General features: G+C 72.6%; 25 protein-coding genes. 17 read left to right on the top strand and 8 right to left on the bottom strand.

The features are described from left to right. Positions 1-65: 65 nt before the first annotated feature. The 5 genes from ABD352_RS55975 (at position 66) to ABD352_RS55990 (ending at position 5,003) form a co-directional block, all read left to right on the top strand. A complete protein-coding gene (locus tag ABD352_RS55975; protein WP_344620870.1) occupies positions 66-173 on the top strand; it encodes a class III lanthipeptide in 108 nt (35 codons plus the stop codon). Positions 174-317: 144 nt separating this feature from the next. Further along, a complete protein-coding gene (locus ABD352_RS55980; protein ID WP_344620871.1) occupies positions 318-425 on the top strand; it encodes a class III lanthipeptide in 108 nt (35 codons plus the stop codon). Between the two features lie 98 nt (positions 426-523). Continuing rightward, the gene (locus tag ABD352_RS58005; RefSeq protein ID WP_425554008.1) at positions 524-634 is read left to right on the top strand and encodes a class III lanthipeptide; all 111 of its coding nucleotides are present in this window, start codon (positions 524-526) and stop codon (positions 632-634) included. Positions 635-837: 203 nt separating this feature from the next. Next, a complete protein-coding gene (gene lanKC, locus ABD352_RS55985) occupies positions 838-3,474 on the top strand; it encodes a class III lanthionine synthetase LanKC (RefSeq protein ID WP_344620872.1) in 2,637 nt (878 codons plus the stop codon). Then, positions 3,474-5,003, top strand: a complete 1,530-nt coding sequence (locus tag ABD352_RS55990; RefSeq protein ID WP_344620873.1) for an ATP-binding cassette domain-containing protein — start codon at positions 3,474-3,476, stop codon at positions 5,001-5,003. Before lanKC ends, ABD352_RS55990 begins: the two co-directional genes overlap by 1 nt. Before the next feature lie 75 nt (positions 5,004-5,078). Here ABD352_RS55990 and ABD352_RS55995 read toward each other — a convergent pair whose 3' ends face one another. From ABD352_RS55995 to pepN, 4 genes are all read right to left on the bottom strand, one after another. Next, a complete protein-coding gene (locus ABD352_RS55995; RefSeq protein ID WP_344620874.1) occupies positions 5,079-5,930 on the bottom strand; it encodes a hypothetical protein in 852 nt (283 codons plus the stop codon). Beyond that, the gene (locus tag ABD352_RS56000) at positions 5,927-6,448 is read right to left on the bottom strand and encodes a SigE family RNA polymerase sigma factor (protein WP_344620875.1); all 522 of its coding nucleotides are present in this window, start codon (positions 6,446-6,448) and stop codon (positions 5,927-5,929) included. The genes ABD352_RS55995 and ABD352_RS56000 overlap by 4 nt, the downstream gene beginning before the upstream one ends. A gap of 62 nt (positions 6,449-6,510) precedes the next feature. Then, on the bottom strand, positions 6,511-7,260 hold the full coding sequence (locus ABD352_RS56005; protein ID WP_344620876.1) for an SGNH/GDSL hydrolase family protein: 750 nt from the start codon (positions 7,258-7,260) through the stop codon (positions 6,511-6,513). A gap of 28 nt (positions 7,261-7,288) precedes the next feature. Next, positions 7,289-9,820 carry an aminopeptidase N gene (gene pepN / locus ABD352_RS56010; protein WP_344620877.1) on the bottom strand — a complete coding sequence of 844 codons (2,532 nt, stop codon included), beginning with the start codon at positions 9,818-9,820 and terminating at the stop codon, positions 7,289-7,291. A 220-nt stretch (positions 9,821-10,040) separates the two neighbouring features. Here pepN and ABD352_RS56015 point away from each other — a divergent pair, with 220 nt between their 5' ends. Beyond that, the gene (locus ABD352_RS56015) at positions 10,041-10,358 is read left to right on the top strand and encodes a hypothetical protein (protein WP_344620878.1); all 318 of its coding nucleotides are present in this window, start codon (positions 10,041-10,043) and stop codon (positions 10,356-10,358) included. Positions 10,359-10,382: 24 nt separating this feature from the next. Here ABD352_RS56015 and ABD352_RS56020 read toward each other — a convergent pair whose 3' ends face one another. After that, on the bottom strand, positions 10,383-10,766 hold the full coding sequence (locus tag ABD352_RS56020; protein ID WP_344620879.1) for a winged helix-turn-helix transcriptional regulator: 384 nt from the start codon (positions 10,764-10,766) through the stop codon (positions 10,383-10,385). 87 nt (positions 10,767-10,853) lie between these two features. On the opposite strand from ABD352_RS56020, the gene ABD352_RS56025 reads away from it, so the two are divergent. Beyond that, positions 10,854-11,837 (top strand): zinc-dependent alcohol dehydrogenase family protein, encoded by a 984-nt coding sequence (locus ABD352_RS56025; RefSeq protein WP_344620880.1) that lies wholly within the window; start codon positions 10,854-10,856, stop codon positions 11,835-11,837. Between the two features lie 25 nt (positions 11,838-11,862). Here ABD352_RS56025 and ABD352_RS56030 read toward each other — a convergent pair whose 3' ends face one another. Continuing rightward, positions 11,863-12,522, bottom strand: coding sequence for a DUF4386 domain-containing protein (locus tag ABD352_RS56030; RefSeq protein ID WP_344620881.1), 660 nt, complete (start codon positions 12,520-12,522; stop codon positions 11,863-11,865). A gap of 129 nt (positions 12,523-12,651) precedes the next feature. Here ABD352_RS56030 and ABD352_RS56035 point away from each other — a divergent pair, with 129 nt between their 5' ends. Together ABD352_RS56035 and ABD352_RS56040 are read left to right on the top strand one after the other, a co-directional pair. Beyond that, the gene (locus ABD352_RS56035; protein WP_344620882.1) at positions 12,652-13,821 is read left to right on the top strand and encodes a sensor histidine kinase; all 1,170 of its coding nucleotides are present in this window, start codon (positions 12,652-12,654) and stop codon (positions 13,819-13,821) included. Beyond that, the gene (locus ABD352_RS56040) at positions 13,796-14,458 is read left to right on the top strand and encodes a response regulator (protein WP_344620883.1); all 663 of its coding nucleotides are present in this window, start codon (positions 13,796-13,798) and stop codon (positions 14,456-14,458) included. The genes ABD352_RS56035 and ABD352_RS56040 overlap by 26 nt, the downstream gene beginning before the upstream one ends. Positions 14,459-14,503: 45 nt before the next feature. On the opposite strand, the gene ABD352_RS56045 is transcribed toward ABD352_RS56040, so the two are convergent. Next, entirely contained in the window at positions 14,504-15,892 is a 1,389-nt protein-coding gene (locus ABD352_RS56045; protein WP_344620884.1) for an aminotransferase-like domain-containing protein, read from the bottom strand. A 155-nt stretch (positions 15,893-16,047) separates the two neighbouring features. Between ABD352_RS56045 and ABD352_RS56050 the strand changes: the two genes are divergently transcribed. Genes ABD352_RS56050 through ABD352_RS56085 form a run of 8 tightly spaced genes read left to right on the top strand, consistent with a single transcriptional unit; the run spans position 16,048 to position 24,303 of the window. After that, positions 16,048-16,884, top strand: coding sequence for a nitrilase-related carbon-nitrogen hydrolase (locus ABD352_RS56050; RefSeq protein ID WP_344620885.1), 837 nt, complete (start codon positions 16,048-16,050; stop codon positions 16,882-16,884). Further along, complete coding sequence (hydA, locus tag ABD352_RS56055; protein WP_344620886.1) at positions 16,881-18,290, top strand: dihydropyrimidinase; 1,410 nt, start codon at positions 16,881-16,883, stop codon at positions 18,288-18,290. The genes ABD352_RS56050 and hydA overlap by 4 nt, the downstream gene beginning before the upstream one ends. A gap of 13 nt (positions 18,291-18,303) precedes the next feature. Further along, a complete protein-coding gene (locus ABD352_RS56060) occupies positions 18,304-19,788 on the top strand; it encodes a CoA-acylating methylmalonate-semialdehyde dehydrogenase (protein WP_344620887.1) in 1,485 nt (494 codons plus the stop codon). 4 nt (positions 19,789-19,792) lie between these two features. Beyond that, a complete protein-coding gene (locus ABD352_RS56065; protein WP_344620888.1) occupies positions 19,793-20,788 on the top strand; it encodes a TIGR03842 family LLM class F420-dependent oxidoreductase in 996 nt (331 codons plus the stop codon). Next, a complete protein-coding gene (locus ABD352_RS56070; RefSeq protein ID WP_344620889.1) occupies positions 20,785-21,645 on the top strand; it encodes an ABC transporter permease in 861 nt (286 codons plus the stop codon). Before ABD352_RS56065 ends, ABD352_RS56070 begins: the two co-directional genes overlap by 4 nt. After that, a complete protein-coding gene (locus ABD352_RS56075; protein ID WP_344620890.1) occupies positions 21,642-22,400 on the top strand; it encodes an ABC transporter ATP-binding protein in 759 nt (252 codons plus the stop codon). The genes ABD352_RS56070 and ABD352_RS56075 overlap by 4 nt, the downstream gene beginning before the upstream one ends. After that, positions 22,397-23,155 (top strand): ABC transporter permease, encoded by a 759-nt coding sequence (locus tag ABD352_RS56080; protein WP_344620891.1) that lies wholly within the window; start codon positions 22,397-22,399, stop codon positions 23,153-23,155. Before ABD352_RS56075 ends, ABD352_RS56080 begins: the two co-directional genes overlap by 4 nt. A gap of 14 nt (positions 23,156-23,169) precedes the next feature. Next, complete coding sequence (locus ABD352_RS56085; protein ID WP_344620892.1) at positions 23,170-24,303, top strand: ABC transporter substrate-binding protein; 1,134 nt, start codon at positions 23,170-23,172, stop codon at positions 24,301-24,303. Positions 24,304-24,430: 127 nt separating this feature from the next. Here the strand turns inward: ABD352_RS56085 and ABD352_RS56090 are convergent, their stop codons facing one another. Continuing rightward, positions 24,431-25,771, bottom strand: coding sequence for an aspartate aminotransferase family protein (locus ABD352_RS56090; RefSeq protein ID WP_344620893.1), 1,341 nt, complete (start codon positions 25,769-25,771; stop codon positions 24,431-24,433). Between the last annotated feature and the right edge of the window lie 38 nt (positions 25,772-25,809).

Genomic DNA, 25,809 nt, shown 5'->3' on the forward strand with positions numbered 1-25,809 from the left:
CGGGATTCGTCCGGGCCGGCCGATGCCGGGTGAGGCTGGAGCCCGTTCGGGAGGGGGTGACACAGATGAGCGTTCTGAAGCTGCAGGCCATGAAGCAGCGCGTTGCGGACAACAGCCAGCGCGGCAACAGCACGACCAGCTCCACCAGCAACTGCTGCACCAACGCGAACTAGCGAGGGAGCGACCGGGAATGAGCATTCTCAAGCTGCAGTCCCTGCCCCAGCGCGTGATGGCGAACACCAGCATGCGCGAGAACAGCTGCAGCAGCAGCACCAGCAGCTGCTGCAACAGCCGCAACTAGTGGAAGGAATCCGACAATGAGCGTCCTGAAGCTGCAGAACCTGCCGCAGCGCGTCGCTGACAACAGCATGCGCGGCAACAGCTGCACCAGCTCCACCAGCAACTGCTGCCACAACGTGGACTAGCCGCCGCCCGGACGTGGGGGCGCGGCGGCCGGCGCGGCGCGGTGCCCCCACGATCCCTTTCCGGTCCGGTGCGACGCCCTGGAAAGGGGGCGAGACGAATGAGCATCCTGAAGTTGCAGACCCTCCGGCAGCGCGCGCACGGCCACGGCCTGCGCAGCCCGCACAGCGTGTGCAGCAGCCTGTCCCAATGCTGCTCGGAGGCGTTGTGAAAGGGCGATCCCCACTCCTGTCCCGGCGGAAGGGGGTGAATTGCGATGAGCGTTCTGAAACTCCAGACCCGCACGGTGCGCGCCGGTGATTTCGGCATGCGCGGCTCGAGCTTCGGCAGCAGCTACGTCAACTGTTGCCAGGTGGATCGATAACGACAGTCGTCTTTCTGACACGAGGTGATGTGGTGCGCGAGGAACGCTGGGTGAACCGTTTCTTCTACGCCTGGAACGACACCCTTTTCTACGACCCGCTCGAGGTCGCCTACCGCCCTCGCCGCGACCACTTCCTCACCGGCCTGGACGAGCAGGTCCGGGCGCGGTTCGAGCGGGCCGGCATCTGGTGGAGCCACCGGCACGACCCGGACCTGCCCGCCCAGGGCTGGAAGATCCACGTGTCGGCCACCCGGCACAACGTCCACGACGTCGCCACGCGGGTGCTGACCTACCTCGCCGGGCAGGACATCGACTGCAAGGTCGCGCTCGACCTCAACATCTTCGAGATGCTCAACTCCAAGGGCATGCACCGCGGCAGCAGCGGCAAGCTCATCACCGTCTACCCGCACGACGAGGACGAGTTCCGCTCGTGCGTGGCCGGCCTGGCCGAGCTGCTCGGCGACGCCGAGGGCGCGTACATCCTCTCGGACGTGCGCTACCGCGACCACAAGGCCCTGTACTTCCGCTACGGGCAGTTCCTCGACACGCACACCATCGACGCGCTCGGCCGTAAGGTGCCGCACATCATCGGGCCGGACGGCCGCGTCTCCGACGAGCGGCGCGCCGGATTCGCCGTGCCGTGGGACCTGCCGTGGCCCTTCGCGGACTGGAAGCCCGACGACGACGAGAGCGGCCCGGACCTGCTCGGCGGGCGGTTCCGGGTGGTGGAGGCGATCCAGTTCTCCAACAGCGGCGGCGTCTACGTCGCCGAGGACACCGCCGACGGGGACCGGGCCGTGGTGGTCAAGGAGGCCCGTCCGCACACCAACCCCAACCCGCGGTACGACCACGACGCCGTCGACATCCTGCGCCACGAATGGTCGTTCCTGCGCCGCCTGGCGGGCACCGGCCACTTCCCGGCCGCCATCGCGGAGTTCACCCAGTGGGAGCACCACTTCTTCGCCATGGAGCACGTCGAGGCGTCCGACATCCGCGAGCTGCTGTTCGAGCACAACCCGCTGGTCCACCCGGCCGTCGAGGCCGCCGCGGCCACCGAGTTCCTGCGCGTCTACCTCGCCATCTTCGACAGCTTCACCCGCGCGATCCGGGCCGCGCACGAGCGGGGCGTGATCCTCGGCGACCTCAACGCCACCAACCTGCTCGTGGACCCCGCCACGTTCCACGTGACGATCATCGACCTCGAGAGCTGCCGCCTCGTCGGCGAGGCGGACGGCGGGGACGCCATGCTCGGCACGGTCGAGCTGTTCACGCCCGGGTTCAGCCACTCGCGGCGGGCCGACGGGGTGCCGGAGCTGGACGGGGACCTCTACAGCCTCGCGGCGATCATGGCGTACCTCATCTTCCCCATCGCCGCCATGTCGTTCCTGCGCGACGACGTCTTCGAGCTGTTCCGCCTCTACGTCGACCGCCTCGGCTGGCCGCCCCGCCTGCACGAGCTGCTGCTGGACCTGGCCGCGGCCCGCGTCACGCTCGACGAGGTGATCGCGAGCCTCGAGTCGCTGCGCGGGGCCACCGCCGCGCCGCAGCCGCCCCACCCGATCGACGCCGGCGGCGAGGCCGGGCTGGCCGCCGCGCGCGACGGCGTGGCCGCGTTCGTCACCGCCGTCGCCGACCCGGACCGCGCGACGCTGTTCCCCGCCGACCCGTTCGCGCACGTCACCAACCCGCTCAGCCTCGGCCTCGGGGCCAGCGGCGTGCTGTGGGCGCTGCACGAGAGCGGCGTCGAGGTCCGCCCGCAGTGGCGGGACTGGCTGCGCGAGCGCCTCGGGGGCATCGAGGCGGCCGAGTACCCGCCCGGGCTGATGACCGGCCTGGCCGGCATCGCCTGGGCCGCCGACGCCGTCGGGCTGCGCGACGAGGCGCGGGACCTGCTGGAGCGGGCCGAGCCGGGGGAGGACTACACGTTCTACTACGGCCTGTCCGGCATCGGCGTCACCCGGCTGCGCTTCTACCTGCGCGAGCGGCGCGAGGCCGACCTGGCCGCGGCCCGGGCCTGCGCGGACGCGCTGCACGACACCGTGGAGCGCGACGGGGAGCTGGCCTTCTGGCGCAACGAGTACGCCACCGACGGGCCGCTCACCGGGCTCGGCTTCGGCCAGGCCGGCGCCGCGCTGTTCCTGCTGCGCATGCACCAGGTCACCGGCGAGGACACGCACCTGCGCCTCGGCCGGCGGGCCCTCGCGTGGGAGATGGCCAACGCCCAGCCGTGGGGCGACGCGCTCACCTTCGAGCACGAGGGGACCCTGTTCCCGTACGTCGAGGTCGGCTCCGCCGGCGTCGCCCAGGTGCTGCTGCGCTACGGCGACGAGGAGGCGGCCCGCACCGTGCTGCGCGGCCTCGACGTCGACTGCTCCGCGCTGCCCGGCTACGCGTTCGGCATGAGCGGCATCGCCGACGCGCTGCTCGACGCCCACGCGTTCCTCGGCGACCCCTCGTACCGGGCCATCGCCCTGCGGCAGCTGGACTACGTGCGCAAGGTCTTCCTGTTCACCCCGCCCGCACGGTTCGGGATCCCGGCCGGCGACGTCGCGCCGCTGGCCGTGCCCGGCGAGGGGCTGCTGCGCTGCAGCTGCGACGTCATGACCGGCTCGGCCGGCGTCCTGCGGGTGCTGCACCGGGCCACCACCGGCGGCCCCGCCGACTTCCTGCTGGACGAGGCGGCCTGATGGGGGAGCTCTGGCGCACCGTCGCCGGCCACCGGCTGCAGGTCGCCGGGATCGTCGGGGCCGAGGCCGCCGTCGGCGCGGTCGAGGCCGGGGTGCACCCGCTGCTGCTCAAGGCGCTGTTCGACGTGGCCGTCGTGGCCCGCGACCCGGGCCGGTTCGCGCTGCTCGGCGCCGGGTACCTCGCGTTGGGCGTGGTCATCAACCTCGCCACCTACGCCGCCGGCCTCTGGCGCCGGCGCTTCGAGCGCGGCTTCGCGCAGGGCCTGGAGGGCGAGCTGCTGCGGCAGGCCCTCGCCGGCGACGCCCGGCAGGTGCCCGCCGACGGCTCCTACGTCAGCCGCATCCACAACGACGTCACCGAGGGCCTGCTGCCGGCGATGGAGACCGCGGTGCGCATCGCCCGGCAGGCGGCCACCTCGGCGGTGCTCACCGGCGTGCTGGTGTACCTGTCGTGGCAGGCGAGCCTGGTACTGCTGGTGGTCTTCCCGCCGCTGGTGCTGCTGAGCAACCGCCTGGCCCGGCGCATCGAGGACAACACCGGCCCGGAGCGGGAGGCCGAGGCCCGCTACCTCGACGTGCTGACCCGGACCCTGGCCGCGTTCCGGGCGCTGCACGGCCTGCCCGGCCTGCGCCCGCCGAGCCGGGCCGTCAACGCCGAGGCGCTCGCCGGGCTGCTCGGCATCACGTACGCCAACCACCGCCTCCGGCTGCAGCAGCGCACTCTCAGCGACCTGATCATGAACCTGTCCGACACGGCGTCGCTCATCGTCGGGGCGTTCTTCGTCTTCGCCGGGCGGATGTCCTTCGGCGGGTTCCTCGCCTTCGTCAACTCGCTGTGGCGGGCCGTGGAGGGCATCGTCGGCGTCATCAACCTCATCCCGCAGATGCGGCGCAGCGCCGCCGTGCTGCGCCGGATCAACGCCCTGCGCGGCTCGGCCACGGCGGCGTACCACGAGCCCGCCGCCCTGGTCGCGGTCCGCGGCGTGCGGGTGACCTACGGCCCCGAGGCGACCGTCGCCGTGGCCGACTTCGTGCTGCACCCGGGCGAGCACGTGCTGCTGCGCGGCCCGAACGGCTGCGGCAAGACCACCCTGCTGCAGGTCGTGGCCGGCATGCTCGCCCCCGACGCCGGCACCGTCGCGCTGCCGCCGCGGGTGGCCTGCCTGACCGCACCGGTCGACCTGCCGCCGCTGCCGGTGGGCCGCCTGGTGCCGGACCCGGCCCTGCGGCTCGCGCTGTACCTGGACGACCTCGCCGGCCAGCTGCCGGCGCAGCTGTCCTCGGGGCAGCGGCAGCGGGCGGGGGTCGGCGCCCTGCTGAGCGAGGACGCCGACGTGTACCTCGCCGACGAGCCCTTCGCCAACCTGGACGCCGCCGGCCGGGCCCGGGTGCTGTCGGCGCTGGAGTCCCGCACCCGCGGCCGGGGCCTGGTCGTCGTGCACCACGGCGACGCGGACCTCGACGGGCGCGTGGACCGGGTGGTCAACCTGGAGCCCGTCGCGCGCAGCGCCGAACCCGTGCACTCCTGACACCGGCGGACGCGGGAGCGGACCGGCCCGGTGGCGCAGGCCTGACTTCGGTGGTCCGCTCGCCGCGCCGCCGGACTACCTGGCCGGGAAGACGTCCGTGGGGACGGCGACCGTGACCGGCTCGCCGTAGCCGGACAGCTCCAGGACCACCGGGTACGTGCCCTGGTCGAGCCGGCCCTTCGCGGTGCTCTGCCAGTGGATCGACATGGCGACCTTCGCGATGCGGCCGTCGGCGTCGAGGGTCACGTCCCCGGCGACGTCGGAGGAGCCGCTCGTCTCGCTGAGCGAGTACTGGAAGTGCAGCGTGCCGTCCGGGTTCGCCGTGACGGCCGCGCCCTCGCGCTGGAGGGCGTCGAACAGGGCGGCGGGGTCCGGGGACACGGCGCCCAGCACCGAGCCGTTCGGGGCGTAGAGGGAGAGCCGGTCGTACGTGCCGGACTCCCTGCCGTAGCGGCCGTACTGCTCACCGTCGGTCTTGTCGGGGGGAAGGGGGGTGAGCGGGGGCTCGCCGCCGACGTACCGCGTTCCGTTGACCAGCAGCTCGGTCATGACCGAGTCGTCCTGGGGGCAGCGGACGTAGCCGGTGTTGGTCCGGGGGTCGAACGCCCCTTCGCAGGTGCGCGTGCCGGCCTGCAGCTTGATCCGGTAGCTGATGTCCTCGCTGGCCCGGGCCGCGGCGGCGAGCCTGAGTTTCGGCGGCTGGGCCTGCTGCTGCGCCTGCTGCGGCCGCGGCTTGCCGTGCGGGCCCACGGCCCCGATGCCCCCGACGGCCACGGCGATCGCCACCGCCACCGCGCCGGCCCTGATCAGGTTGGTGCGCCGCCGGTGCCGGGTGGTGGCCCGGGCCAGGACGTCGTCGGTGAGCACCAGGCCGTCGACCCGGTGGTGCATGCTCTCGGTGAGTCGCGCTTCCAGGTCGGTCGTCATCGGTTCGTCCCGTTCGAGGTCGCAGGGTTGAGGTCCCAGGTGGCGGTGAGCTCGCGGAGGCGGGCCAGCCCCCGCGAGGCCGTGGATTTCACGGTGCCGATCGAGCAGCCCAGGGCGTCGGCCGTCTCGGCCTCGGTGAGCTGCTCCCAGTACCGCAGCACGAGCACGGCCCGCTGCCGCGGCGGCAGCTGCGCGAGCGCCCGGCTGAGCGCGTCGCGCAGGTCGAGGGCGTCGGTCGGGTCGGGCCCGCCGGGCGGCTCGTGGCCGGCGAAGACCTCGCCCCGCCGGCGGCGGCTGCGCCACTGGTCGACGGCGAGGTGGTACATCGTGCGGCGCAGGTACCGTTCCCGGTCCTCGCGCACCCGGCCCCACGAGCGCATCAGCCGCTCGAGTGCCGCCTGCAGCAGGTCCTCCCCTGCCGCCCGGCTCCCGGTGAGCAGCACGGCCGTCGCGAGCAGGGCGTTGCCCCGCTGCGCGACCAGCGCGTCCAGCCCATCGAAGCGTCGGCTCCACAACATGACGCTCCTTTCGTCGCGGTCATGACGACGCCCGCGCCCGAAAGGTTGACTGCCCTGCGGGATCAGACTGGCGCGGCGGTCCAGTCGGCGTACTTCGCGGCCCGCCCGTCACCGGAGGACGTCCCCCGCAGCCGGCGCCCGATCCAGGGCAGCACGTGCTGCCGGTAGTACCGCGCCTCCGCCAGCACGCCTCGCGCCCGGTCCACGGCCGCGTCCAGCCGGTGATCGTCGACCGGCAGCCCGAGCGCGCCGAGCACCAGCCCCGCCACCCGCCGATGCCCGTCGGCGTTGAGGTGCAGCCGGTCCGCGGACCAGTACCCGGCCCGCCGCAGCTCCACGTCGTTGAAGCAGTCCACGAAGAGCACCCCGTGGCGCAGCGTCATCTCCCGGACCAGCTCGGTCAGGGCACCCGCCCGCTGCCGCACCACCCGCCCCAGCGGCATGTGCTCGGACGGGTCGGCGCCGCTGAGCACGATCAGCCGCACCCCGGCCGCCTCGCAGCGCACCACCGCGCCCTCGATCAGCTCGGCCAGGCGGGGCAGGTCGGTGCCGCGGCGCATGGTGTCGTTGCCGCCGCCGTTGAGCGACATCAGGGTCGGCGCCGGGGACATCGCCAGGGCGGCGTCCAGCTGGGTGGTGACGATCGGCTCCAGCAGGCGGCCGCGGATGGCCAGGTTGGCGTACTGCAGGTCGCCCCCGTTCGCCGCCGCCAGCCCCGCCGCGACCAGGTCGGCCCAGCCGCGCGGGGTGCCGTCGGGGCGCTCGTCGCCCATGCCCTCGGTGAAGCTGTCACCGATCGCCACGTACCGCATGCCCACTCCCGTCCCCGTGCCCGACCCCTCATGCTGCCGCGTCGGCCCCCCGCGCGGCCAGAGCCCTCGCCTGGTTGTCGCGGCCGTCACGCACCAACCGGACCAGCGGCTCCGGATGCCCCGCATGGGCGGCCCCCTCCAGCCAGGCGTCGGCGGCCTCCACCGCGGCGGGCTCGACCAGCAGCGACGCGTAGCCGTACACCGCGAACTCGGTGGCCCGGCCGATCTCGTGCCCCGCCCACACGCGGCCCACGACGTCGAGATATTTCCCGTGGTACGGCGAGGTCAGCCCGACCTGCGACGGATGGTGCAGGCCGAACAGCAGGGCCCGCTGCAGCCCCGCCGGCAGCGACTCCTCCGTCAGACGGCGCCACACGGCCGCCTTCGAGGACTCGGTGGGCACCAGCGCGCGGGCGGTCGCCGCGGCCCGCTCGCCCCCGGCGGTCCGGTCGCGGGCCAGCTCCGCGTCGATGTCGGACGGCCCCGCCGCCCCCTCGGCGACGAGCGCCTGCAGGATCGTCCAGCGCAGGTCGGCGTCGACCGTCAGATCCCGCGGTACACCCGCACCCGCGAGCCAGCCGCGCAGCACGGCGAGCTCGTCGGGCGTGCGCGCCACCGACACAAACGCGCGGGCCCACGCCGCGGCCGGGGCGGCGCCGGACTCGAGCGCGGCGAGCGCCGTGGCGGCCAGCTCGCGGCGCCCGCGCGGGGCCCAGCCGGGGTCGGCGAACCGGTCGAGGGCGATCTGGGCCTGGCCGGACTTGGCCGGGGCGGGCGAGGTCGGCACGAGCACGCTGGTGAGCAGGTTGACGTCGGTCTCGTCCGGCATGGCCCGGGCGACCAGGCGCACGTACTCGCGGGCCGGCAGCTCCCCGTCGCGGGTCATGTCCCAGGCCGCCGCCCAGCACAGCCCGCGGGCCAGCGAGGACTCCAGTGTGGACAGTCTATCGAGGACGGTCCGGGTCGAGCGGGGGTCGAGGCGGACCTTGGCGTACGTCAGGTCGTCGTCGTTGACCAGCAGCAGATCGGCGACCTCGGCCCCGGCCAGCTGCGGCACCGGGGTCAGCGGGCCGTCGACGGTGAGCTCGGCCCGCTCGCGGCGGCGCCCGTCGGCGCCGTAGAGCCCGACGGCGAGCCGGTGGGTGCGCAGCGGGTGCCCGGGCGGCGCGGACTGGGCGATCGCGACGCTCGCGTACGTCCCGTCGTCCGCGAGGGTCAGCACCGGCCGCAGGGTGTTGACCTCGCTGGTGCGCAGCCACTGCTCGGCGAACCCGCGCAGCGGGCGCCCGGCGCTCTCCTCCAGCGCGCCCAGCAGGTCGTCGAAGGTGGCGTTGCCGAACGCGTGCTTGCGGAAGTACAACCGCAGGCCCTGCAGGAACGCGGGGAGCCCGACGAAGGCGACGAGCAGCTTGATGACGGAGGCGCCCTTGGCGTACGTGATCCCGTCGAAGTTCGCCTCGGCCGCCGCGACGTCGGGCGCCGCCGCGTAGACGGGGTGCGTCGAGGAGAGCTGATCCTGGCGGTAGGCCCAGTTCTTGCGGATCGACAGGAAGGTCGTCCAGGCGTCGGTGAACCGCGTGTTCTCCGCGTTGCACCAGTGCGACGCCCACTCCGCGAACGCCTCCTTCAGCCAGATGTCGTCCCACCAGCGCATGGTGACGAGATTGCCGAACCACATGTGCGCGAGCTCGTGCTGCATGTGGTTGGCCCGCTTCTCGTACTCGAAGCCGGTGGCGGCGCCGCGGAAGATGAAATACTCCTCCCCGAGCGTGACGCACCCGTAGTTCTCCATCGCCGCGCCGTTGCATTCGGCGACGAACACCTGGTCGTACTTCGGCAGCGGATACCGCACCCCGAACTGCCGGTGGAAGAACTCGAACCCCTGCGTGGTCACCTCGAACAGGTCCTCGGCGTCGAGGTGCTCGCGCATCGAGGCCCGGATGAACAGCCCCAGGTCCACGCCGTCGAACTCGCGCCGCACCTCGTGGTACGGCCCGGCGCACACGGCCGCCACGTAGGTGCTCATCCGCGGCGAGCGCGCGAAGTGCCGGGTGAGCCCGTCCCGGTGCCCGACCGGCATGTTCGACACGACCGCCCAGTGCGCCGGCGCGGTGACGTGGAACGTGAACTCGGCCTTGAGGTCGGGCTGGTCGAAGCAGGCGAACACCCGCTGCGCGTCGGCGATCTCGAACTGGCTGTAGAGGTACACCTCCCCGTCGGCCGGATCGACGCCGCGGTGCAGCCCCTGCCCGATCGTGGTGTACGCGAAGTCGGCGTCGACGACGAGCGTGTTGCGCTCGGCCAGCCCGGTCAGCACCAGCCCCCGCTCCGCGCTCCACCCGCCGGTGTCCACCGCGGCGCCGTTGAGCCGCACGTCCCGCAGCCGCGCCGCCGCCAGCTCGACGAACGTGTCCGCCCCCGGCTCGCGGCACTCGAACTCGACCCGTGTGACGGAACGGAACGTCTCCTCCCCGCAGGTCACGTCGAGGCTGACGTCGTAGTGCCCGACCTCGATGACCGCGGCCCGCACCCGTGCCTCGTCCTGTCTGAGATTCCGCACTCCGCCCACGGCCGCGAGTCTCCCACGCCCCGCAACCGCCTTTCCGGCGAACGCGACGGCCGAACCCGGGCCGGCCGGACCTGCCATGCTGTTCCGGTGCACCGCATCGAGGAGCTGCTCGCCGCCGTCGACTGGGCCCACCTCGAGGGCGGTCTGCCGGGCGGACACTACGGCCCGATGGGCGACGTCCCTGCCATGGTGCGCGACCTCTGGCATCCCAATGGCGCGCCTGCACATCGACCTCGCCGAAGCCGCCCAGCGCCACGCGACGAGCTTCGACCAGCTTCTGCCGGGCGCCCTGGTCCTCGCCACGCCGGAGGCCGAGACGCTCGAGGCCGGCTGGGGCCCGCTCCTGCAGGTGGCGTTCCCGCCCGGCTGGGAGCAGCGCCCCCTCGCCGAGGACCAGCGCGAGTTCTTGCGCCGCCTGGTCGACAACGACGAGGTCTGGCACGAGCGAATCGCCGCCGGCCTGGCCCGCTTCGCCGCCGTCGGCCTTCCCGCAGACCGGGAGGCCTGCCGCGCACTGGTGGCGACGTGACTCCTCGACCCCGGTCGACCAAGATCAACCCGCCGCGCGAGCCCGAGCAGCAGTAGCCGCTTCCGCGGCCTCCTGGAAGTCGACGATGGCCCCGCCGTAGTCCCTCGCCCAGTTCGTCAGGACCTCGATCGGCTCGACGAGGGTCCGGCCCAGGTCGGTGAGGCTGTATTCGACCCGCCGCGGCGCTTCGGCATGGCGTTCGACCAGACCGTACTGCTGGAGCCGGCGCAGCGTCTGGGTGAGGACCTTGCGCGAGATGCCGCCGATGAGGTCGACGAGCTCACCGTGCCTGCGAGGCTGATGGCTGAGCCCGAAGAGCACGAGCACGGCCCACTTGTCGGAGATGATCTCGACCGCCAGGCGTGTGGGGCAGTCGGCGAGGAAGGCCGGTCCAGCCGCGTTCTGCATGGAAGTCGAAGGTACCAGGAGGTAACCCATGGCTCCGTAACGTCTTGCGCGAGCAACGAGACCAGCACCAGATGCGGAGGAGTCACCATGCCACGAGTCGTCGTGTTCGACGAGTTCGGCGGGCCGGATGTCATGCACGTCGTCGAGGAGCCGGTTGTCGAGCCCGCAGCCGGCGAGGTACGGGTCAGGATCGAAGCGTTCGCCGTCAACCCGCTCGACCAGATGATGCGTTCGGGCGCCTCGCCCGCACCCGTCCCCCTGCCACACGCTCGCCTCGGCGTCGAAGGCACCGGCGTCGTCGATGCGCTGGGCCCCGAGGTCACCGGGCTGGAGATCGGCGATCCGGTCATCCTCACGGCCATTCCGGACGCGAGCATCAGGGGCAGCTACGCCGAGTACACCACGGTCCCCGCGAGCCGGGTCGTCGCCCGGCCGGCCGGGCTGGCAATCACGGAGGCGGCGGCGATCTGGGTCGCGTACTCCACCGCCTACGGCGCGCTCGTCGAGAAGGCGAGGATGCGGCCCGGCGACCACGTCCTCATCACTGCCGCGTCCGGCGGCGTCGGCCGGGCGGCGACGCAGATCGCCAATCAGATCGGCGCCGTGCCCATCGCCATCACCCGGCACGCTGCGAAGAAGGACGACCTGCTCGCCGCCGGCGCCGCCGCGGTCATCGCCACCGACCAGGTGGACGTCGTCGAAGCTGTCCGCCACCACACCGGCGGGACCGGCGCCGACATCGTCCTCGACGTTGTCATGGGCCCCGGCCAGCAGGAACTTCTCGAGGCGGCCCGCCCCGGCGGAACACTGGTCGCCGCGGGCTTCCTGGACCCGCGGCCCACACCCTTCCCGAGAGGCGCGCCGCTCACGATCTTCAGCTACCGGAGCTTCGAGCACACCCTCGACGACGTCGTGGTGAAGCGCATGGCGGCCTTCCTGAACGCCGGGGTACGCCTCGGGGCGCTGCGGCCCGCCATCGACAGGGTGTTCGCCCTCGACGACGTCGTCGAGGCACACCGGCACCTCGAGAAGGGACTCCACGCCGGGAAGAAGATCGTCGTCACGGTCTAGCAACGGACCAGTTGGAGCCGGCCGATCAGGTCCCGGCCCGGGCGCCGCCCTTCCACACCAGCCAGGCCGCGAACACCATCTCCTCGACGCCGATCGGGGCGGCCAGGAACGCCTGGGCGGCGGCGGGCAGGCCGGTGCCGTACGACTCGGCGATCCCCCGCGCCAGGAGCAGGGCGCCGCCGATCAGGCCCCACCAGGAGATCCAGCGGGGCACCTCGCGGCCGCGCACCAGCACGGCGTTGAGCACGACAGCGCTCGCGCCGAAGACCACCAAGGTCCCGATGCGGTACGTCCACTCGCGCGCCTCCAGCACCGCCGCGCCGGCGGACGCGGCCGCGGGCGAGCCGGCCAGCGACGTCATGACCAGCGCGCTCGTGGCGCCGGCGGCGATCAGGACGCCCTCCAGGGTCCGGGTCGTCACGTACAGCATGGCCAGCGGCTCGCTGCCCCGGCGCAGCATCGGCCACAGCACGGCGGCGATGGCGGCGACGCTGACCGCGAGGGCGAACTCCAGCAGCGCGCCGGTGACGAGCGGCGCCCGCGAGCCACCGGCGCCCAGGAAGCCCGGCTCCGAGATGGGCAGCAACAGGGAGCCGCCGGCGATGGCGGCGGCCGAGGCGAAGATGAACAGCACACCCGCCACGCGGGCGGTCAGGGTGGACGACGGCACGGCGTTGCCTTCCATCGAAGATGCGGATTCGGTACGGCGAGCAGCCTCCCCGCCGTCGCGCCGCGCTTCATCGGCCCCCGGCCCGGCAAAACGCTCGTGCTTTCGGCCGATGACGGGCGGGCGGGGCTGGCTCAGGCTGAAGCCGTGTTGCGAGGCGAGCTGCGGCGGCTGTGGGCCGTGCCCCGGGCCCCCGACCCGCCGGCGCGGGCCGGGCGGGACTGGGCGCTGCTCGCCGCCGGCCTCGCCGCGGCGGGCGTGGAGGCCGCAGCCCGCGACGACGTCGTCTGGCCCGCGGTGTCGCTGGCGGTGACGGCCGCCATGTGTGTGCTGACGCTGTGGCGGCGCACCCACCCCCTGGCCACGGTGGCGCTGGCCTACGGCGCCGGGATCGCGCTCACGCTGGCCGACCTGGCCGCGGGGCACGAGCGCCCGGCCGGCCTCTACACGGGGATGGTCGTGCTCGTCCTGGTGTACGCGCTGCTGCGCTGGGGCTCCGGCCGCGACGTGGCCCTCGGCTGCGCGGTGATCCTGGCCGCGTTCGGGCTGTCCCTGGCCGTCGACGACGTCCCGCCGGCCGACTACGCCGGGAGCCTGCTGTTCCTGGCCTTCCCGGGCGTTCTGGGCGCGGCCGTGCGGGCCTGGTCCACGGCCCGCCGCCGCGAGCTGGAGCGGATGCGCGCCAGTGAGCGGGAGGCCCTGGCAAGGGAGCTGCACGACACCGTCGCCCACCACGTCTCCGCCATCGTCGTGCGGGCCCAGGCCGGGCGGGTGCTCGCCGCGGCCGACCCGGCCGCCGCGCTGCCCGCCCTGGAGGGCGTCGAGGAGGAGGGCGCCCGCACGCTGGAGGCGATGCGGGCCATGGTCTCCGCCCTGCGCGACGCGACCGCCGGCCTCGCGCCGCTGGCGGGCGTCGCCGACCTGCGGCGCCTGGCCGGCGAGGCGCGGCTCCCGGTCGGCCTGGAGCTGGACGGGCCCCTCGACGACCTGCCGCCGGCCGTGGACGGCGCCGTCTACCGCGTCGTGCAGGAGTCGCTGACCAACGCGCTGCGGCACGCCCAGCACGCGACCGCGGTCCGGGTCCGGGTCGCCGCGGAGGCGGGCCGGGTGCGGGTGACGGTCCGCGACGACGGCGCGGGTGGCCGGCGCGGCAAGGGCCGGGCCGGGTTCGGCCTCACGGGCCTGCGGGAGCGGGTCACGCTGCTCGGCGGCGCGCTGTCCGCCGGCCCGGCGCCGGACCGCGGGGGCTGGCTGGTCGAGGCGCAGCTGCCACTGGGGAAGGGGGTTCGCGGTGCCGATCCGCGTGCTCGTCGCTGACGACCAGGCGATCATCCGTGCCGGGCTGCGGATCATGCTCGACGCCCAGCCCGACATCGAGGTCGTCGCCGAGGCCGCCGACGGCCGCGCCGCCGTGCGCCTGGCCCGCGAGCTGCGCCCGGACGTGTGCCTCTTCGACATCCGGATGCCGGCCCCCGACGGGCTGGAGGCGACCCGCCTGCTGGCCGGCCCGGGCGTGCCCGACCCGCTCGTCGTGGTCGTCATCACGACGTTCGACCTGGACGAGTACGTCTACGGCGCCCTGCGCGCCGGTGCGCGCGGCTTCCTGCTCAAGGACGCCGGGCCGGAGCTGCTCGTGCAGGCCGTGCGGGCGGCGGCCGACGGGCAGGCCCTCATCGCCCCCAGCGTCACCGTGCGCCTACTGGAGGCCTTCGCCGGCACCCCGGCCGGCCGCCCCGCCGTCCAGCCGATCGACCCGCTCACCCCGCGCGAGGAGGAGGTCCTGCTCGCCGTGGCCCGGGGCCTGTCCAACGCCGGGATCGCCGACGCCCTGCGCATCAGCCTCAGCACCACCAAGACGCACCTGGCGAGCCTGATGGCCAAGCTCGGCGCCCGCAACCGCGTCGAGATCGCCATGTGGGCCTACGAGACCCGCCGCATCGTCGCCGGCCCCTGACCCGCCGGGCCGGGCCCGTGCCTTTTCGCGAAGACCGGCCGTCGGTCAGCGCCACCCGCGCGGGTGGTTGGCGGTTCTCGGGCCGCTCACTCTCGTCGGGCCGCCCGCTGCCTCGGCGAAGATGTCGGCCAGCGCCTCGAAGTCGTCGCGGATCAGGCCGGCGGTGATGCGGACGTGGTCCGTGTCGCCGTGGCTCACCTCGAAGGGGGCGCCCGGGGCGACGGCTATCCCGTGTGCGGCGAGGGTCAGCATGGCCACCTGCTGGTTGGCGACCGCCATCCACACGTTGATGCCGTCGGCACCGGTCGCTGTCACGCCCCTCGCGTCCAGGGCGTCCAGCAGGGCGGCTCGGCGGGATGCGTACTCGTCCCTGGCGTGGGCTACCTGCCGTACCGTCGCCGGGTCCGTCAAGAGATCGACCAGGACGGCCTGGAGCAGCCGGCTCGACCAGCCGGGGCCGAGCAGGCGGCGGTCGGTCACCGCCGTGATCACGCTTGCGGGGCCGCCGATCGCGGCCAGGCGCAGGTCGGGGCCGTGGCTCTTGGAGAAGCTCAGCACGTGGACCGTGCGGCCCGGCAGGCGCCGGCCCAGGCTGACCGGCGGGGCGGTGGCGATGCCGCCGGCGTGGTCGTCCTCGATGACGGTGACGCCCGGGTGCTTGGCCAGGATGCGGGCCAGCTTGTCGGCCCGGGCCTGGGTCATGCTCGCGCCGGTCGGGTTGTGGGCGCGCGGCTGCAGGTAGAGCGCGACCGGGTCGCAGCCGGCCAGGGCGGCGCTCAGGGCGTCGGGGCGCAGGCCGTGCTCGTCGATCGGCACGCCGACGACCGTGGCGCCGACCGTCTCCAGCAGGTCCAGCGTCGGCGGGAAGGCGGGGTCCTCGACGAGCACGTGGTCGCCGAAGCGGACCACCACGCCGGTGGCGCGGTCCAGGGCGTCCAGGGCGCCGTCGACGACGGTCAGCTGCTCCGGGGGATAGGGCCAGCGCTCGCGGAGTACTTCCTCGAGCCGGGGTAGGACGGCGCCGTCGAGGTAGGAGGTGGTGAGCCGGGCGTCGCCGATGCGCTTCAGGGCCTCCGTCAGGCTCGGCAGGAGGTCGTAGTCCGGCACGCCGGTGGAGTAGTCGCGCAGCAGGCCGGCCCCCAGCTCGCTGACCCTGCCGCCGAGCTGGGCGTAACGCAGGCGCTGGCGGGGTACGGACGGGCCGGCGACGAAGGTGCCCGAGCGGCCGCGGGTCTGGATGGCGCCGGCGCGGGCCAGGCTGCGCCACGCCTCGCTCACCGTCGTCGGGCTGATGCCGAGCTCGCGGGCGACGTCGCGGACGGTCGGCAGGCGGGTCCCGGCGGGCAGCGTTCCCGCGGTCACCAGGCGGCTGACGGCCGCGGCGATACCACGGGCGGAGCGGTCGTCGACCGCCCCGGCGATGAGGGCGAGCAAATTACATCTCCGAAACATTCTGTAACGACGGGACCATTGTCCGCCTAGATTTGTGTCGTTAGTGTCCTACGGCATCCGACCCGACGACAAGGTCGAGATCCGGTTGGGACCGAACCCCGCAACGGCCAATGTGGACCGATCAGAGAGGGGCAGCCATGACGATCATCCGCGCCGCCATCGTCCAGACGAACTGGACGGGCGACAAGGAGTCGATGATCAAGGCGCACGAATACTATGCCCGGCAGGCCGCCGCCCAGGGCACCCGGGTGATCTGCTTCCAGGAACTGTTCTACGGACCGTACTTCTGCCAGGTGCAGGACTCCGCGTACTACGAGTACGCCGAGTCGATCCCCGGCCCGACCACCGAGCGCTTCCAGGCCCTCGCCGCCGAGCTCGGCATGGTGATGATCCTGCCGATGTACGAGCAGGAGCAGCCGGGCGTGCTGTACAACACCGCCGCCGTGGTGGACGCGGACGGCAAGTACCTCGGCAAGTACCGCAAGAACCACATCCCGCAGGTGAAGGGCTTCTGGGAGAAGTTCTACTTCCGCCCCGGCAACCTCGGCTATCCCGTCTTCGACACCGCCGTCGGCAAGGTCGGCGTCTACATCTGCTACGACCGCCACTTCCCCGAGGGCTGGCGCGCCCTGGGTCTCAACGGCGCCCAGATCGTGTTCAACCCGTCGGCCACCAGCCGCGGCCTGTCCGCGTACCTCTGGCAGCTGGAACAGCCGGCCAGCGCGGTGGCCAACGAGTACTTCATCGGCGCCATCAACCGCACCGGCATCGAGCCGCTGGGCGACAACGACTTCTACGGCACCAGCTACTTCGTCGACCCGGAGGGCAAGTTCGTCGGCGACGTCGGCGACGCGCACAATCCGGAGCTCATCGTCCGCGACCTCGACCTGGACCTGCTCGCCACGGTCCGCGACCGCTGGCAGTTCTACCGCGACCGCCGTCCCGACGCCTACGGGGAGCTGGTGCAGCCGTGACCGCGTTGCTCATCAGGGGCGGGACGGTGGTCGGGCCGCAGGGCGCGATCCCGGGTGACGTCCTCGTCGTCGGCGAGAAGATCTCCGCCGTGTTCATGCCCGGCGACGGGCCGCAGGAGGGCGACTTCGAGATTCTCGACGCCACCGGGAAGTACGTCATCCCCGGCGCCGTGGACGCCCACACGCACATGGAGATGCCGTTCGGCGGCACCAAGGCCTCCGACACCTTCGACACCGGCACCCGCGCCGCGGCCTTCGGCGGCACCACGACCATCATCGACTTCGCGATCCAGCGCTACGGCGAGGTGGTCCAGGACGGCCTCGCCGCCTGGCACGCCAAGACCGAGGGCGAGTGCCACATCGACTACGCCTTCCACATGATCATCGGCGGCGTCGACGACGACTCGCTCAAGGCGATGGACCAGCTCGTCGCGAACGAGGGGATCACCAGCTTCAAGCTGTTCATGGCGTACCCCGGCGTGTTCTACAGCGACGACGGGCAGATCCTGCGCGCGATGCAGAAGGCCCGCGACAACGGCGCCATGATCATGATGCATGCGGAGAACGGGCCCGCCATCGACGTGCTCGTCAAGCAGGCGGTCGAGCGCGGCCTGACCGACCCGATCTACCACGGCATCACCCGCCCCGAGGCATTGGAGGCCGAGGCGACCAGCCGGGCGATCTGGCTGGCGAGCGTGGCCGCGGACTGCCCGCTGTACATCGTGCACCTCTCGGCCTCCAAGGCCCTGGAGCAGGTCGCCGCCGCCCGGGACCTCGGCCGCAACGTGTTCGCCGAGACCTGCCCGCAGTACCTGTACCTCACCCTGGAGGAGCAGCTCGGCGCGCCCGGCTTCGAGGGCGCGAAGTGGGTCTGCTCGACGCCGCTGCGTAGCGGCAAGGAGAGCCACCGCGCCGACCTGTGGCGCGGACTTCGCAGCAACGACCTGTCCGTCGTCTCCACCGACCACTGCCCCTTCTGCTTCAAGGACCAGAAGGAGATGGGCATCGGCGACTTCTCGAAGATCCCCAACGGCATCGGCAGCGTCGAGCACCGCGTCGACCTGCTCTACCAGGGGGTCGTCGACGGCAAGCTGTCGCTGGCCCGATGGGTCGAGACGATCGCCACCACCCCGGCGCGCATGTTCGGCCTGTTCCCGCAGAAGGGCATCATCGCGCCCGGCTCCGACGCCGACATCGTGCTCTACGACCCCGCGGCCCGCACCCGCATCGGCGTCGAGACGCACCACATGAACATGGACTACTCGGCCTGGGAGGGATTCGAGATCGCCGGCAAGGTCGACACGGTCATCTCCCGCGGCACCGTGATCGTGTCCGGCGACGCGTACCACGGCACCAAGGGCCACGGACGGTTCGTCCGCCGCGGACTGTCGGACTATCTCCTCTAGGGGTTGCACAGACATGCGAGAGATCAAGCACTGGCTCGACGGGCAGGCCGTGCCCGGCACCAGCGGCCGGCAGCTGCCGGTCTGGGACCCGGCCACCGGCGAGCAGCAGGCCTACGTCGTCGCGGCCACCGCCGCCGAGACCGACGCCGCCGTCGCGAGCGCCCTGGCCGCCTACCCGGCCTGGCGGGCCGCGTCGCTGTCGCGCCGGGCCGAGGTCATGTTCCGCTTCCGCGAGCTCGTCGACGCCAACCGCAAGGAGATCGCGTCGCTGGTCAGCGCCGAGCACGGCAAGACCGTCGCCGACGCCGCCGGGGAGCTGGCCCGCGGGCTGGAGAACATCGAGTTCGCCACGGGCGCGCCGCACCTGCTCAAGGGCGGCTACAGCGAACAGGCGTCCACCGGCGTGGACGTGTACTCCATCCGCCAGCCGCTCGGCGTCGTCGCCGGCATCACGCCGTTCAACTTCCCGGCCATGGTGCCGATGTGGATGTTCTGCAACGCGCTCGTGTGCGGCAACACGTTCGTGCTCAAGCCCAGCGAGAAGGACCCGTCGGTCTCGCTGCTGCTGGCCGACCTGCTGCGCCAGGCCGGGCTGCCCGACGGCGCGTTCAACGTCGTGCAGGGCGACCGGGAGGCCGTCGAGCGGCTCATCGAGCACCCCGACGTGCAGGCGCTGAGCTTCGTCGGGTCCACGCCCATCGCCAGGGCGGTCTACGAGGCCGGCACCCGCGCCGGCAAGCGCGTCCAGGCCCTCGGGGGTGCGAAGAACCACATGGTGGTACTGCCGGACGCCGACGTCGACGCGGCCGCCGACGCCGCCGTCTCCGCCGGCTACGGCTCGGCGGGGGAGCGGTGCATGGCCGTCTCCGTCGTCGTGGCGGTCGGCGCGGTCGCCGACCCGCTGGTCGCCGCCATCTCGGAGCGGATCGGCCGGATCGCGGTCGGCCCGGCCACCGACCCGGCCGCCGAGATGGGCCCGCTCATCACCCGCGAGCACCGCGACCGGGTGGCCGGCTACCTCGCCGAGCCGGGCGCCGCCGAGGTCGTCGTCGACGGCCGGGCCGCGCCGATCAGCCAAGGGCCCGGGTTCTTCCTGGGAGCGTCCCTTGTGGACAAGGTGACGCCGGACTCCGCGCTGTACCGGGACGAGATCTTCGGGCCGGTCCTCTCCGTCGTGCGGGCCGGCAGCTACGACGAGGCCGTCCAGCTCGTCAACGACAACGAGTACGGCAACGGCACCGCCATCTTCACCCGCGACGGCGGGGCGGCGCGGCAGTTCCAGTACGACGTCGTCTGCGGCATGGTCGGCGTCAACGTCCCCGTGCCCGTCCCGGTCGCCTACTACAGCTTCGGCGGCTGGAAGTCCTCGCTCTTCGGCGACCTGCACATGTACGGCCCCGAAGGAATCCAGTTCTACACGCGCAGCAAGGTCGTCACCTCGCGCTGGCCCGACCCGGCCACGTCCGAGGTCGACCTCGGCTTCCCGAAGGTGCGGTGACGGCATGGACGTAGGGGTGGTGCTGCAGTGCGACCCGCCCGCGATGGGCGTGGTCGAGCTGGCCAAGCAGGCCGAGGCGGCGGGCTTCAGCCACGTGTGGACGTTCGACTCGCACGTGCTGTGGCAGGAGCCGTTCGTCATCTACTCCAAGATCCTCGCCGACACCGAGCGGGTCGTCGTCGGGCCCATGGTGACCAACCCCGGCACCCGGGACTGGACGGTCACCGCGTCGCTGTTCGCCACCCTCAACGAGATGTACGGCAACCGCACCGTCTGCGGCATCGGCCGGGGCGACTCGGCGGTGCGCGTGCTGGGCTCCCGCCCGACCACGCTGGCCGAGCTGCGCGAGTGCGTGCAGGTCATCCGGGAGCTCGGCAACGGCCGGTCGGTGCGCCTGCGCGACCGGGACCTGCAGTTCGCCTGGGCGCCCGACAGCCGCCTCGAGGTGTGGGTGGCCGCCTACGGGCCCAAGGCGCTCGCGCTGACCGGTGAGGTCGGCGACGGGTACATCCTGCAGCTGGCCGACCCGGACATCGCCGCCTGGATGATCAAGGCGGTCCGCACGGCGGCGGAGCAGGCCGGCCGCGACCCGGCCGCCATCAAGTTCTGCGTCGCCGCACCGGCCTACGTCGGCGACGACCTGGCCCACCAGCGGGACCAGACCCGGTGGTTCGGCGGCATGGTCGGCAACCACGTCGCCGACATCGTGGCCCGCTACGGCGCCGGTGGGACCGTGCCGACCGTGCTCACCGACTACATCAAGGGCCGCAAGGGCTACGACTACGCCGAGCACGGCCGGGCCGGCAACATCCACACCGACTTCGTCCCCGACGAGGTCGTCGACCGGTTCTGCATCCTCGGCCCGGTCGAGGCGCACCTCCAGCGCCTCGCCGAGCTCAAGGACCTCGGCGTGGACCAGTTCGCCCTGTACCTGCAGCACGACGCGAAGGAGTCCACGCTCGCCGCCTACGGCGAGCACGTCATCCCGGCCGTCTCATGAGAAGAACGCTCGGTGCCCTCGCGGGCGTCGCCGCCTTCGTGGCCCTCTGGGAGGGCTACAAGGCGGTCGGCGATCCCGAGGGCACCGCCGTCCTCGGGGTGCGCGTCCTGCCCCGGGCCGACGACCTGTCCATGCCGCACCTGTACACCGTCGTGCAGCGGCTGAGCCAGCCGGAGCTCGCCGGTGGGCGGCCCATCTGGCGGGTCGTGCTCGACGCCTGCCTGTTCACCCTCGGCGTCACCGCGGTCGGCTTCGCCGCCGGGGTGCTCATCGGCTTCGTGCTCGCCGCGCTCATGCAGCGCTTCCGTGTGGTGGAGCGCGGGCTGCTGCCCTACGTGGTGCTGTCCCAGACGGTGCCGCTGGTCGCCCTCGCCCCGCTGGTGGCCGGCTGGAGCGGGGCGCTGTCGTTCGGCCCGTATGCGTGGCAGGACTGGATGACCGTCGCCACGATCGCCGCCTATCTCGCGTTCTTCCCCGTCGCCGTCGGGCTGCTGCGCGGCCTGCAGTCGCCGTCGGCCTCCGGCGTGGAGCTCATGCGCAGCTACGCCGCCGGCTGGTGGCGCACGTTCCTCAAGCTGCGGCTGCCGGCCGCGCTGCCGTTCCTGTTCCCGGCGCTGCGCCTGGCCGGCGCGGCCGCGGTCGTCGGCGCGGTGGTCGGCGAGATCTCCACCGGCACCCGCGGCGGGGTCGGGCGGCTCGTCATCGAGTACGCCCGCGAGGCCACCTCCGACCCGGCGAAGGTGTACACCGCCATGCTCGGCGCGGCCCTGCTCGGCCTGGTCGTCGCCGGCTTCGTGAGCCTGCTCGAGATCCCCCTCATGCGTCACCGGCGTCGAGTTGAGGTGAACGTGGTATGACGGCCGTCTCGCTGGCCGGGGTCAGCAAGGTGTTCAATCAGGGCCGAGCCGACGAGGTGACCGCGCTGTCCGATGTGGACCTCACCGTTGACAGTGGACAGTTCGTCTCCCTCATCGGGCCGTCCGGGTGCGGCAAGTCCACGCTGCTGCGGCTCATCGCCGACCTCATCGAGCCGACCGCCGGCACGGTCGCCGTGGCCGGAAAGCCGGCCGGGCAGGCGCGGCGGGAACAGGAGTACGGCATCGCCTTCCAGCAGGCCGGCCTGTTCGAGTGGCGCACCGTGCGGCGCAACGTCGAGCTGCCCCTGGAGCTGCGCAAGATCCCGCGGCAGCGGCGCCGCGAGCGGGCCGAGGAGATGCTCACCCTCGTCGGGCTGAGCGACTTCGGCGGCCACTACCCGGCCCAGCTCTCCGGCGGCATGCAGCAGCGGGTGGCGATCGCCCGGGCCCTCGCCGTACACCCGCCACTGCTGCTCATGGACGAGCCCTTCGGCGCCCTGGACGAGATGACCCGCGAACGGCTGCAGCACGAGCTGCTGCAGATCTGCGCCAAGACCGGCACGTCGACCGTGTTCGTCACCCACTCCATCTCCGAGGCGGTGTTCCTGTCCGACCAGGTCGTGGTCATGTCGGCCCGGCCCGGCCGGATCACCGCCCGCATCGACATCGACCTGCCGTCCCGCGACGAGTCGGCCCGGCAGTCGCCCGCCTACTTCGACGCCATCACGGCCGTGCGCAAGGCGCTGCGGTCATGAAGTACCTCCGCGGCATCCTCCCGCCCGTGCTGGTCGGCGTGCTCGGCCTGGCCGGCTGGGAGCTCATCGTGAAGGCGGGCCGCATCGCGCCGTTCATCCTGCCCGCCCCGTCGGCCATCTGGGCCGAGCTGGTCGAGCAGCGCGGCAACGTGTGGGACGCCGCCCTGGCCAGCGGTTCCAACGCCCTCGTGGGCCTGGTCGGCGGGGCGGTCGTCGCGGTGCTCGCCGCGATGGCGACCAGCCGGGTGAGGCTGCTCAGCGAGGTCTCGGTGCCATTCGCCGCGGTCCTCAACGCGCTGCCGATCATCGCCCTCGCCCCCATTCTCAACAACATGTTCGAGTCGACCAGCAGCGTGCCGCGCAGGCTGGTCGCCGGCATCATCGTGTTCTTCCCGGTCTTCATCAACACGCTGCGCGGCCTGCGGGAGGTCGACCCGACCCACCGCGAGCTCATGGACAGCTACGCGGCGGGCGGCTGGACCTTCGCCCGCCTGGTCCGGCTGCCAGGCGCGCTGCCCCATCTGTTCACCGGCCTGCGGCAGGCATCGTCGCTGGCCGTCATCGCTGCGGTCGTCGCGGAGTACTTCGGCGGGCTGCAGGACGGGCTCGGGGCGCGGATCACCTCCGCCGCCGCGTTCACCGCCTACCCCCGGGCCTGGGCCTTCGTGGCCGGCGCCTGCGTTCTCGGGCTCGTCTTCTACCTGACCACGCTCCTGCTGGAGCGTCTCGCGATGCCATGGAAGTCCCGTTCCTGACGGAGGTTCCCCCCATGAAACGCGTTCCCCTCATCGGGGCCGTGGTCGCGGCAGGGCTTGTCCTGTCCGCCTGCGGCACCGCCGATTCCACGTCCCCCACGAGCACCACCAGCGGCGGCATGACCACCGTGAAGCTGCAGCTGCAGTGGTTCTACCAGGCCCAGTTCGCCGGCTACATCGCCGCCGTGGACAAGGGCTTCTACAAGGAGCAGGGCCTCGACGTGCAGCTGCTGGAAGGCGGCGTCGACATCGTCCCGCAGACCGTGCTGGCCCAGAACAAGGCCGACTACGCGGTGGCCTGGGTGCCCAAGGCCCTCGCCTCGCGCGAGCAGGGCGCCGGCATCACCGACGTGGGCCAGATCTTCGCCCGCTCCGGCACCTACCAGGTCGCCTTCGCCAGCTCCGGGATCAAGTCCCCGGCCGACTTCAAGGGCAAGAAGGTCGGCAACTGGGGCTTCGGCAACGAGTTCGAGCTCTTCGCCGGCATGACCAAGGCCGGCCTCGACCCGGGCAAGGACGTCACCCTGGTGCAGCAGCAGTTCGACATGCAGGCGCTGCTGAAGAAGGAGATCGACGTCGCGCAGGCCATGTCCTACAACGAGTACGCCCAGCTGCTCGAGGCGACCAACCCGGCCACCGGCAAGCTGTACCAGCCGGAAGACTTCGCCATCATCGACTGGAAGACGGTCGGCACCTCGATGCTGCAGGACGCCGTCTGGGCCAACACCGAGAAGCTCAAGGACAAGGCGTACCAGGACCAGACCGTGAAGTTCCTGACCGCCACGATCAAGGGCTGGGCCTACTGCCGGGACAAGCCGGACGAGTGCCGCGACATGGTGGTGGCCAGGGGCTCCAAGCTCGGCAAGACCCACCAGCTGTGGCAGATGAACGAGGTCAACAAGCTGGTGTGGCCCGCCGCCAAGGGCGTCGGCCTCATCGACGAGACCGACTGGAACCGCACCGTGGACATCTCGATGAACACCAGGAACCAGACCGGGGACACGGTACTGAAGAAGAAGCCCGAGGGCCTGGCGTACACCAACGACTACATGCAGAAGGCGCTCGACGCGGCCAAGGCGGCCGGCGTCGACACCGTCGGCAGCTCCTTCGCCCCGCAGACGGTCACCCTGACCGCCGGCGGCGCCTAGTTCCCGGGACGGGCGGCCGCTACGGGCTCACCCCGGGCGGCCGCCTTGTACCGTCTGACTACCCTGCGCGCGTGGCGCGTCTGACCGGCCGGCGGCGAGGTGGTCCCCGCCGCCGGCCGGGCCGGGCTCAGGCGGCGTGGGCGTCCGCGACCTCGAGGGCGTCGTCGATGGCGTCGATGCCGCGCAGCAGGTCGTCCTCGGAGATGACCAGCGGCGGCACCACGTGCACGCGGTTGAAGTGGGTGAACGGCCAGACGCCGCGCTCCTTGCAGGCGGCGACGACCTCGGCCATGGGCTTCGCGGCCGGGCCGGCGGCGTTGTACGGCACCAGCATCTCCCGCGTCTCGCGGTCGCGGACCAGCTCGATCGCCCAGAACAGGCCCAGGCCGCGCACGTCACCGACCGACGGGTGCCGCTCGCGCAGCTTCTCCAGGCGCGGGCGGACCACCCGCTCGCCCAGGTCGCGCACCCGCTCGGGGACGGACTCCTCGCGCATGACCTCGATCGTGGCGACGGCGGCCGCGCAGGCCAGGGGGTGGCCGCTGTACGTCAGGCCGCCCGGGAAGGGCCGCTCGGCGAACGTCTCGTAGACGCGGGGGCCCAGGATGACGCCGCCCAGCGGTACGTAACCGGAATTGACGCCCTTGGCGAACGTGACGAGGTCGGGCACCACGCCCCAGTGGTCGACCGCGAACCACTCGCCGCAGCGGCCGAACCCGCTCATCACCTCGTCGGCGATCAGCAGGACGCCGTGGCGGTCGCACAGCTCGCGCACGCCGGCCAGGTACCCCGGCGGCGGGATCAGGATGCCGTTGGTGCCCACCACCGACTCCAGGATCACCGCGGCGATCGTGTGCGGGCCCTCGAACGTGAACACCTCCTCCAGGTGGGCCAGCGCGCGCTGAGTCTCCTGCTCCTCGCTCGTGGCGTGGAACGGGGAGCGGTACGGGTACGGCCCGAAGAACCGCACCACGCCGGGCATCGCCGGCTCGTTGGCCCAGCGGCGCGGGTCGCCGGTGAGGGTGATCGAGCCGGTGGTGGCGCCGTGGTAGGAGCGGTAGGCGGCCAGGACCTTGTGCCGCCCGGTCGTGCCGCGGGCCATCCGGACCGCGTGCTCGTTGGCCTCGGTGCCGCCGTTGGTGAAGAACACGTGCCGCAGGTCCCCGGGCGCGACCTCGGCGATGAGCCGGGCCGCCTCGCTGCGGGCCGCGTTGCCGAAGGTCGGCGCGATCGTGCACAGCTTCGCGGCCTGCTCCTGGATCGCGGCCACGACCCGCGGGTGCTGGTGGCCGAGGTTGAGGTTGACCAGCTGGGAGGCGAAGTCGAGGTATCGCCGGCCGGACTCGTCCCAGAAGGTCGCGCCCTCGCCGCCGTCCACCACGACCGGATCGAGGGCCCGCTGCGCCGACCACGAGTGGAAGACATGCGCGCGGTCGTCGCGGTACGCGTCGGTGCGTTGGTCCGTCATGAGCTGACGCTAATGGCACACGTCCGGCCGTACAATAT

It is taken from the genome of Dactylosporangium salmoneum, from assembly GCF_039532525.1.
GTDB classification, from domain to species: Bacteria; Actinomycetota; Actinomycetes; order Mycobacteriales; family Micromonosporaceae; genus Dactylosporangium; species Dactylosporangium salmoneum.

What these genes read in the sequence shown, in the direction of transcription:
- ABD352_RS55990 (WP_344620873.1), top strand. Translation starts at nt 3,474, where the DNA reads ATGGGGGAGCTCTGGCGCACCGTCGCCGGCCACCGGCTGCAGGTCGCC.
- ABD352_RS56050 (WP_344620885.1), top strand. Translation starts at nt 16,048, where the DNA reads ATGACGATCATCCGCGCCGCCATCGTCCAGACGAACTGGACGGGCGAC.
- ABD352_RS56005 (WP_344620876.1), bottom strand. Translation starts at nt 7,260, where the DNA reads ATGCGGTACGTGGCGATCGGTGACAGCTTCACCGAGGGCATGGGCGAC.
- ABD352_RS56070 (WP_344620889.1), top strand. Translation starts at nt 20,785, where the DNA reads ATGAGAAGAACGCTCGGTGCCCTCGCGGGCGTCGCCGCCTTCGTGGCC.
- ABD352_RS56015 (WP_344620878.1), top strand. Translation starts at nt 10,041, where the DNA reads ATGGCGCGCCTGCACATCGACCTCGCCGAAGCCGCCCAGCGCCACGCG.
- ABD352_RS56085 (WP_344620892.1), top strand. Translation starts at nt 23,170, where the DNA reads ATGAAACGCGTTCCCCTCATCGGGGCCGTGGTCGCGGCAGGGCTTGTC.
- ABD352_RS56000 (WP_344620875.1), bottom strand. Translation starts at nt 6,448, where the DNA reads ATGTTGTGGAGCCGACGCTTCGATGGGCTGGACGCGCTGGTCGCGCAG.
- ABD352_RS56075 (WP_344620890.1), top strand. Translation starts at nt 21,642, where the DNA reads ATGACGGCCGTCTCGCTGGCCGGGGTCAGCAAGGTGTTCAATCAGGGC.
- ABD352_RS58005 (WP_425554008.1), top strand. Translation starts at nt 524, where the DNA reads ATGAGCATCCTGAAGTTGCAGACCCTCCGGCAGCGCGCGCACGGCCAC.
- ABD352_RS56020 (WP_344620879.1), bottom strand. Translation starts at nt 10,766, where the DNA reads ATGCAGAACGCGGCTGGACCGGCCTTCCTCGCCGACTGCCCCACACGC.
- ABD352_RS56090 (WP_344620893.1), bottom strand. Translation starts at nt 25,771, where the DNA reads ATGACGGACCAACGCACCGACGCGTACCGCGACGACCGCGCGCATGTC.
- ABD352_RS55980 (WP_344620871.1), top strand. Translation starts at nt 318, where the DNA reads ATGAGCGTCCTGAAGCTGCAGAACCTGCCGCAGCGCGTCGCTGACAAC.
- ABD352_RS55995 (WP_344620874.1), bottom strand. Translation starts at nt 5,930, where the DNA reads ATGACGACCGACCTGGAAGCGCGACTCACCGAGAGCATGCACCACCGG.
- ABD352_RS56065 (WP_344620888.1), top strand. Translation starts at nt 19,793, where the DNA reads ATGGACGTAGGGGTGGTGCTGCAGTGCGACCCGCCCGCGATGGGCGTG.
- ABD352_RS56030 (WP_344620881.1), bottom strand. Translation starts at nt 12,522, where the DNA reads ATGGAAGGCAACGCCGTGCCGTCGTCCACCCTGACCGCCCGCGTGGCG.
- ABD352_RS56025 (WP_344620880.1), top strand. Translation starts at nt 10,854, where the DNA reads ATGCCACGAGTCGTCGTGTTCGACGAGTTCGGCGGGCCGGATGTCATG.
- ABD352_RS56060 (WP_344620887.1), top strand. Translation starts at nt 18,304, where the DNA reads ATGCGAGAGATCAAGCACTGGCTCGACGGGCAGGCCGTGCCCGGCACC.
- ABD352_RS56080 (WP_344620891.1), top strand. Translation starts at nt 22,397, where the DNA reads ATGAAGTACCTCCGCGGCATCCTCCCGCCCGTGCTGGTCGGCGTGCTC.
- ABD352_RS55975 (WP_344620870.1), top strand. Translation starts at nt 66, where the DNA reads ATGAGCGTTCTGAAGCTGCAGGCCATGAAGCAGCGCGTTGCGGACAAC.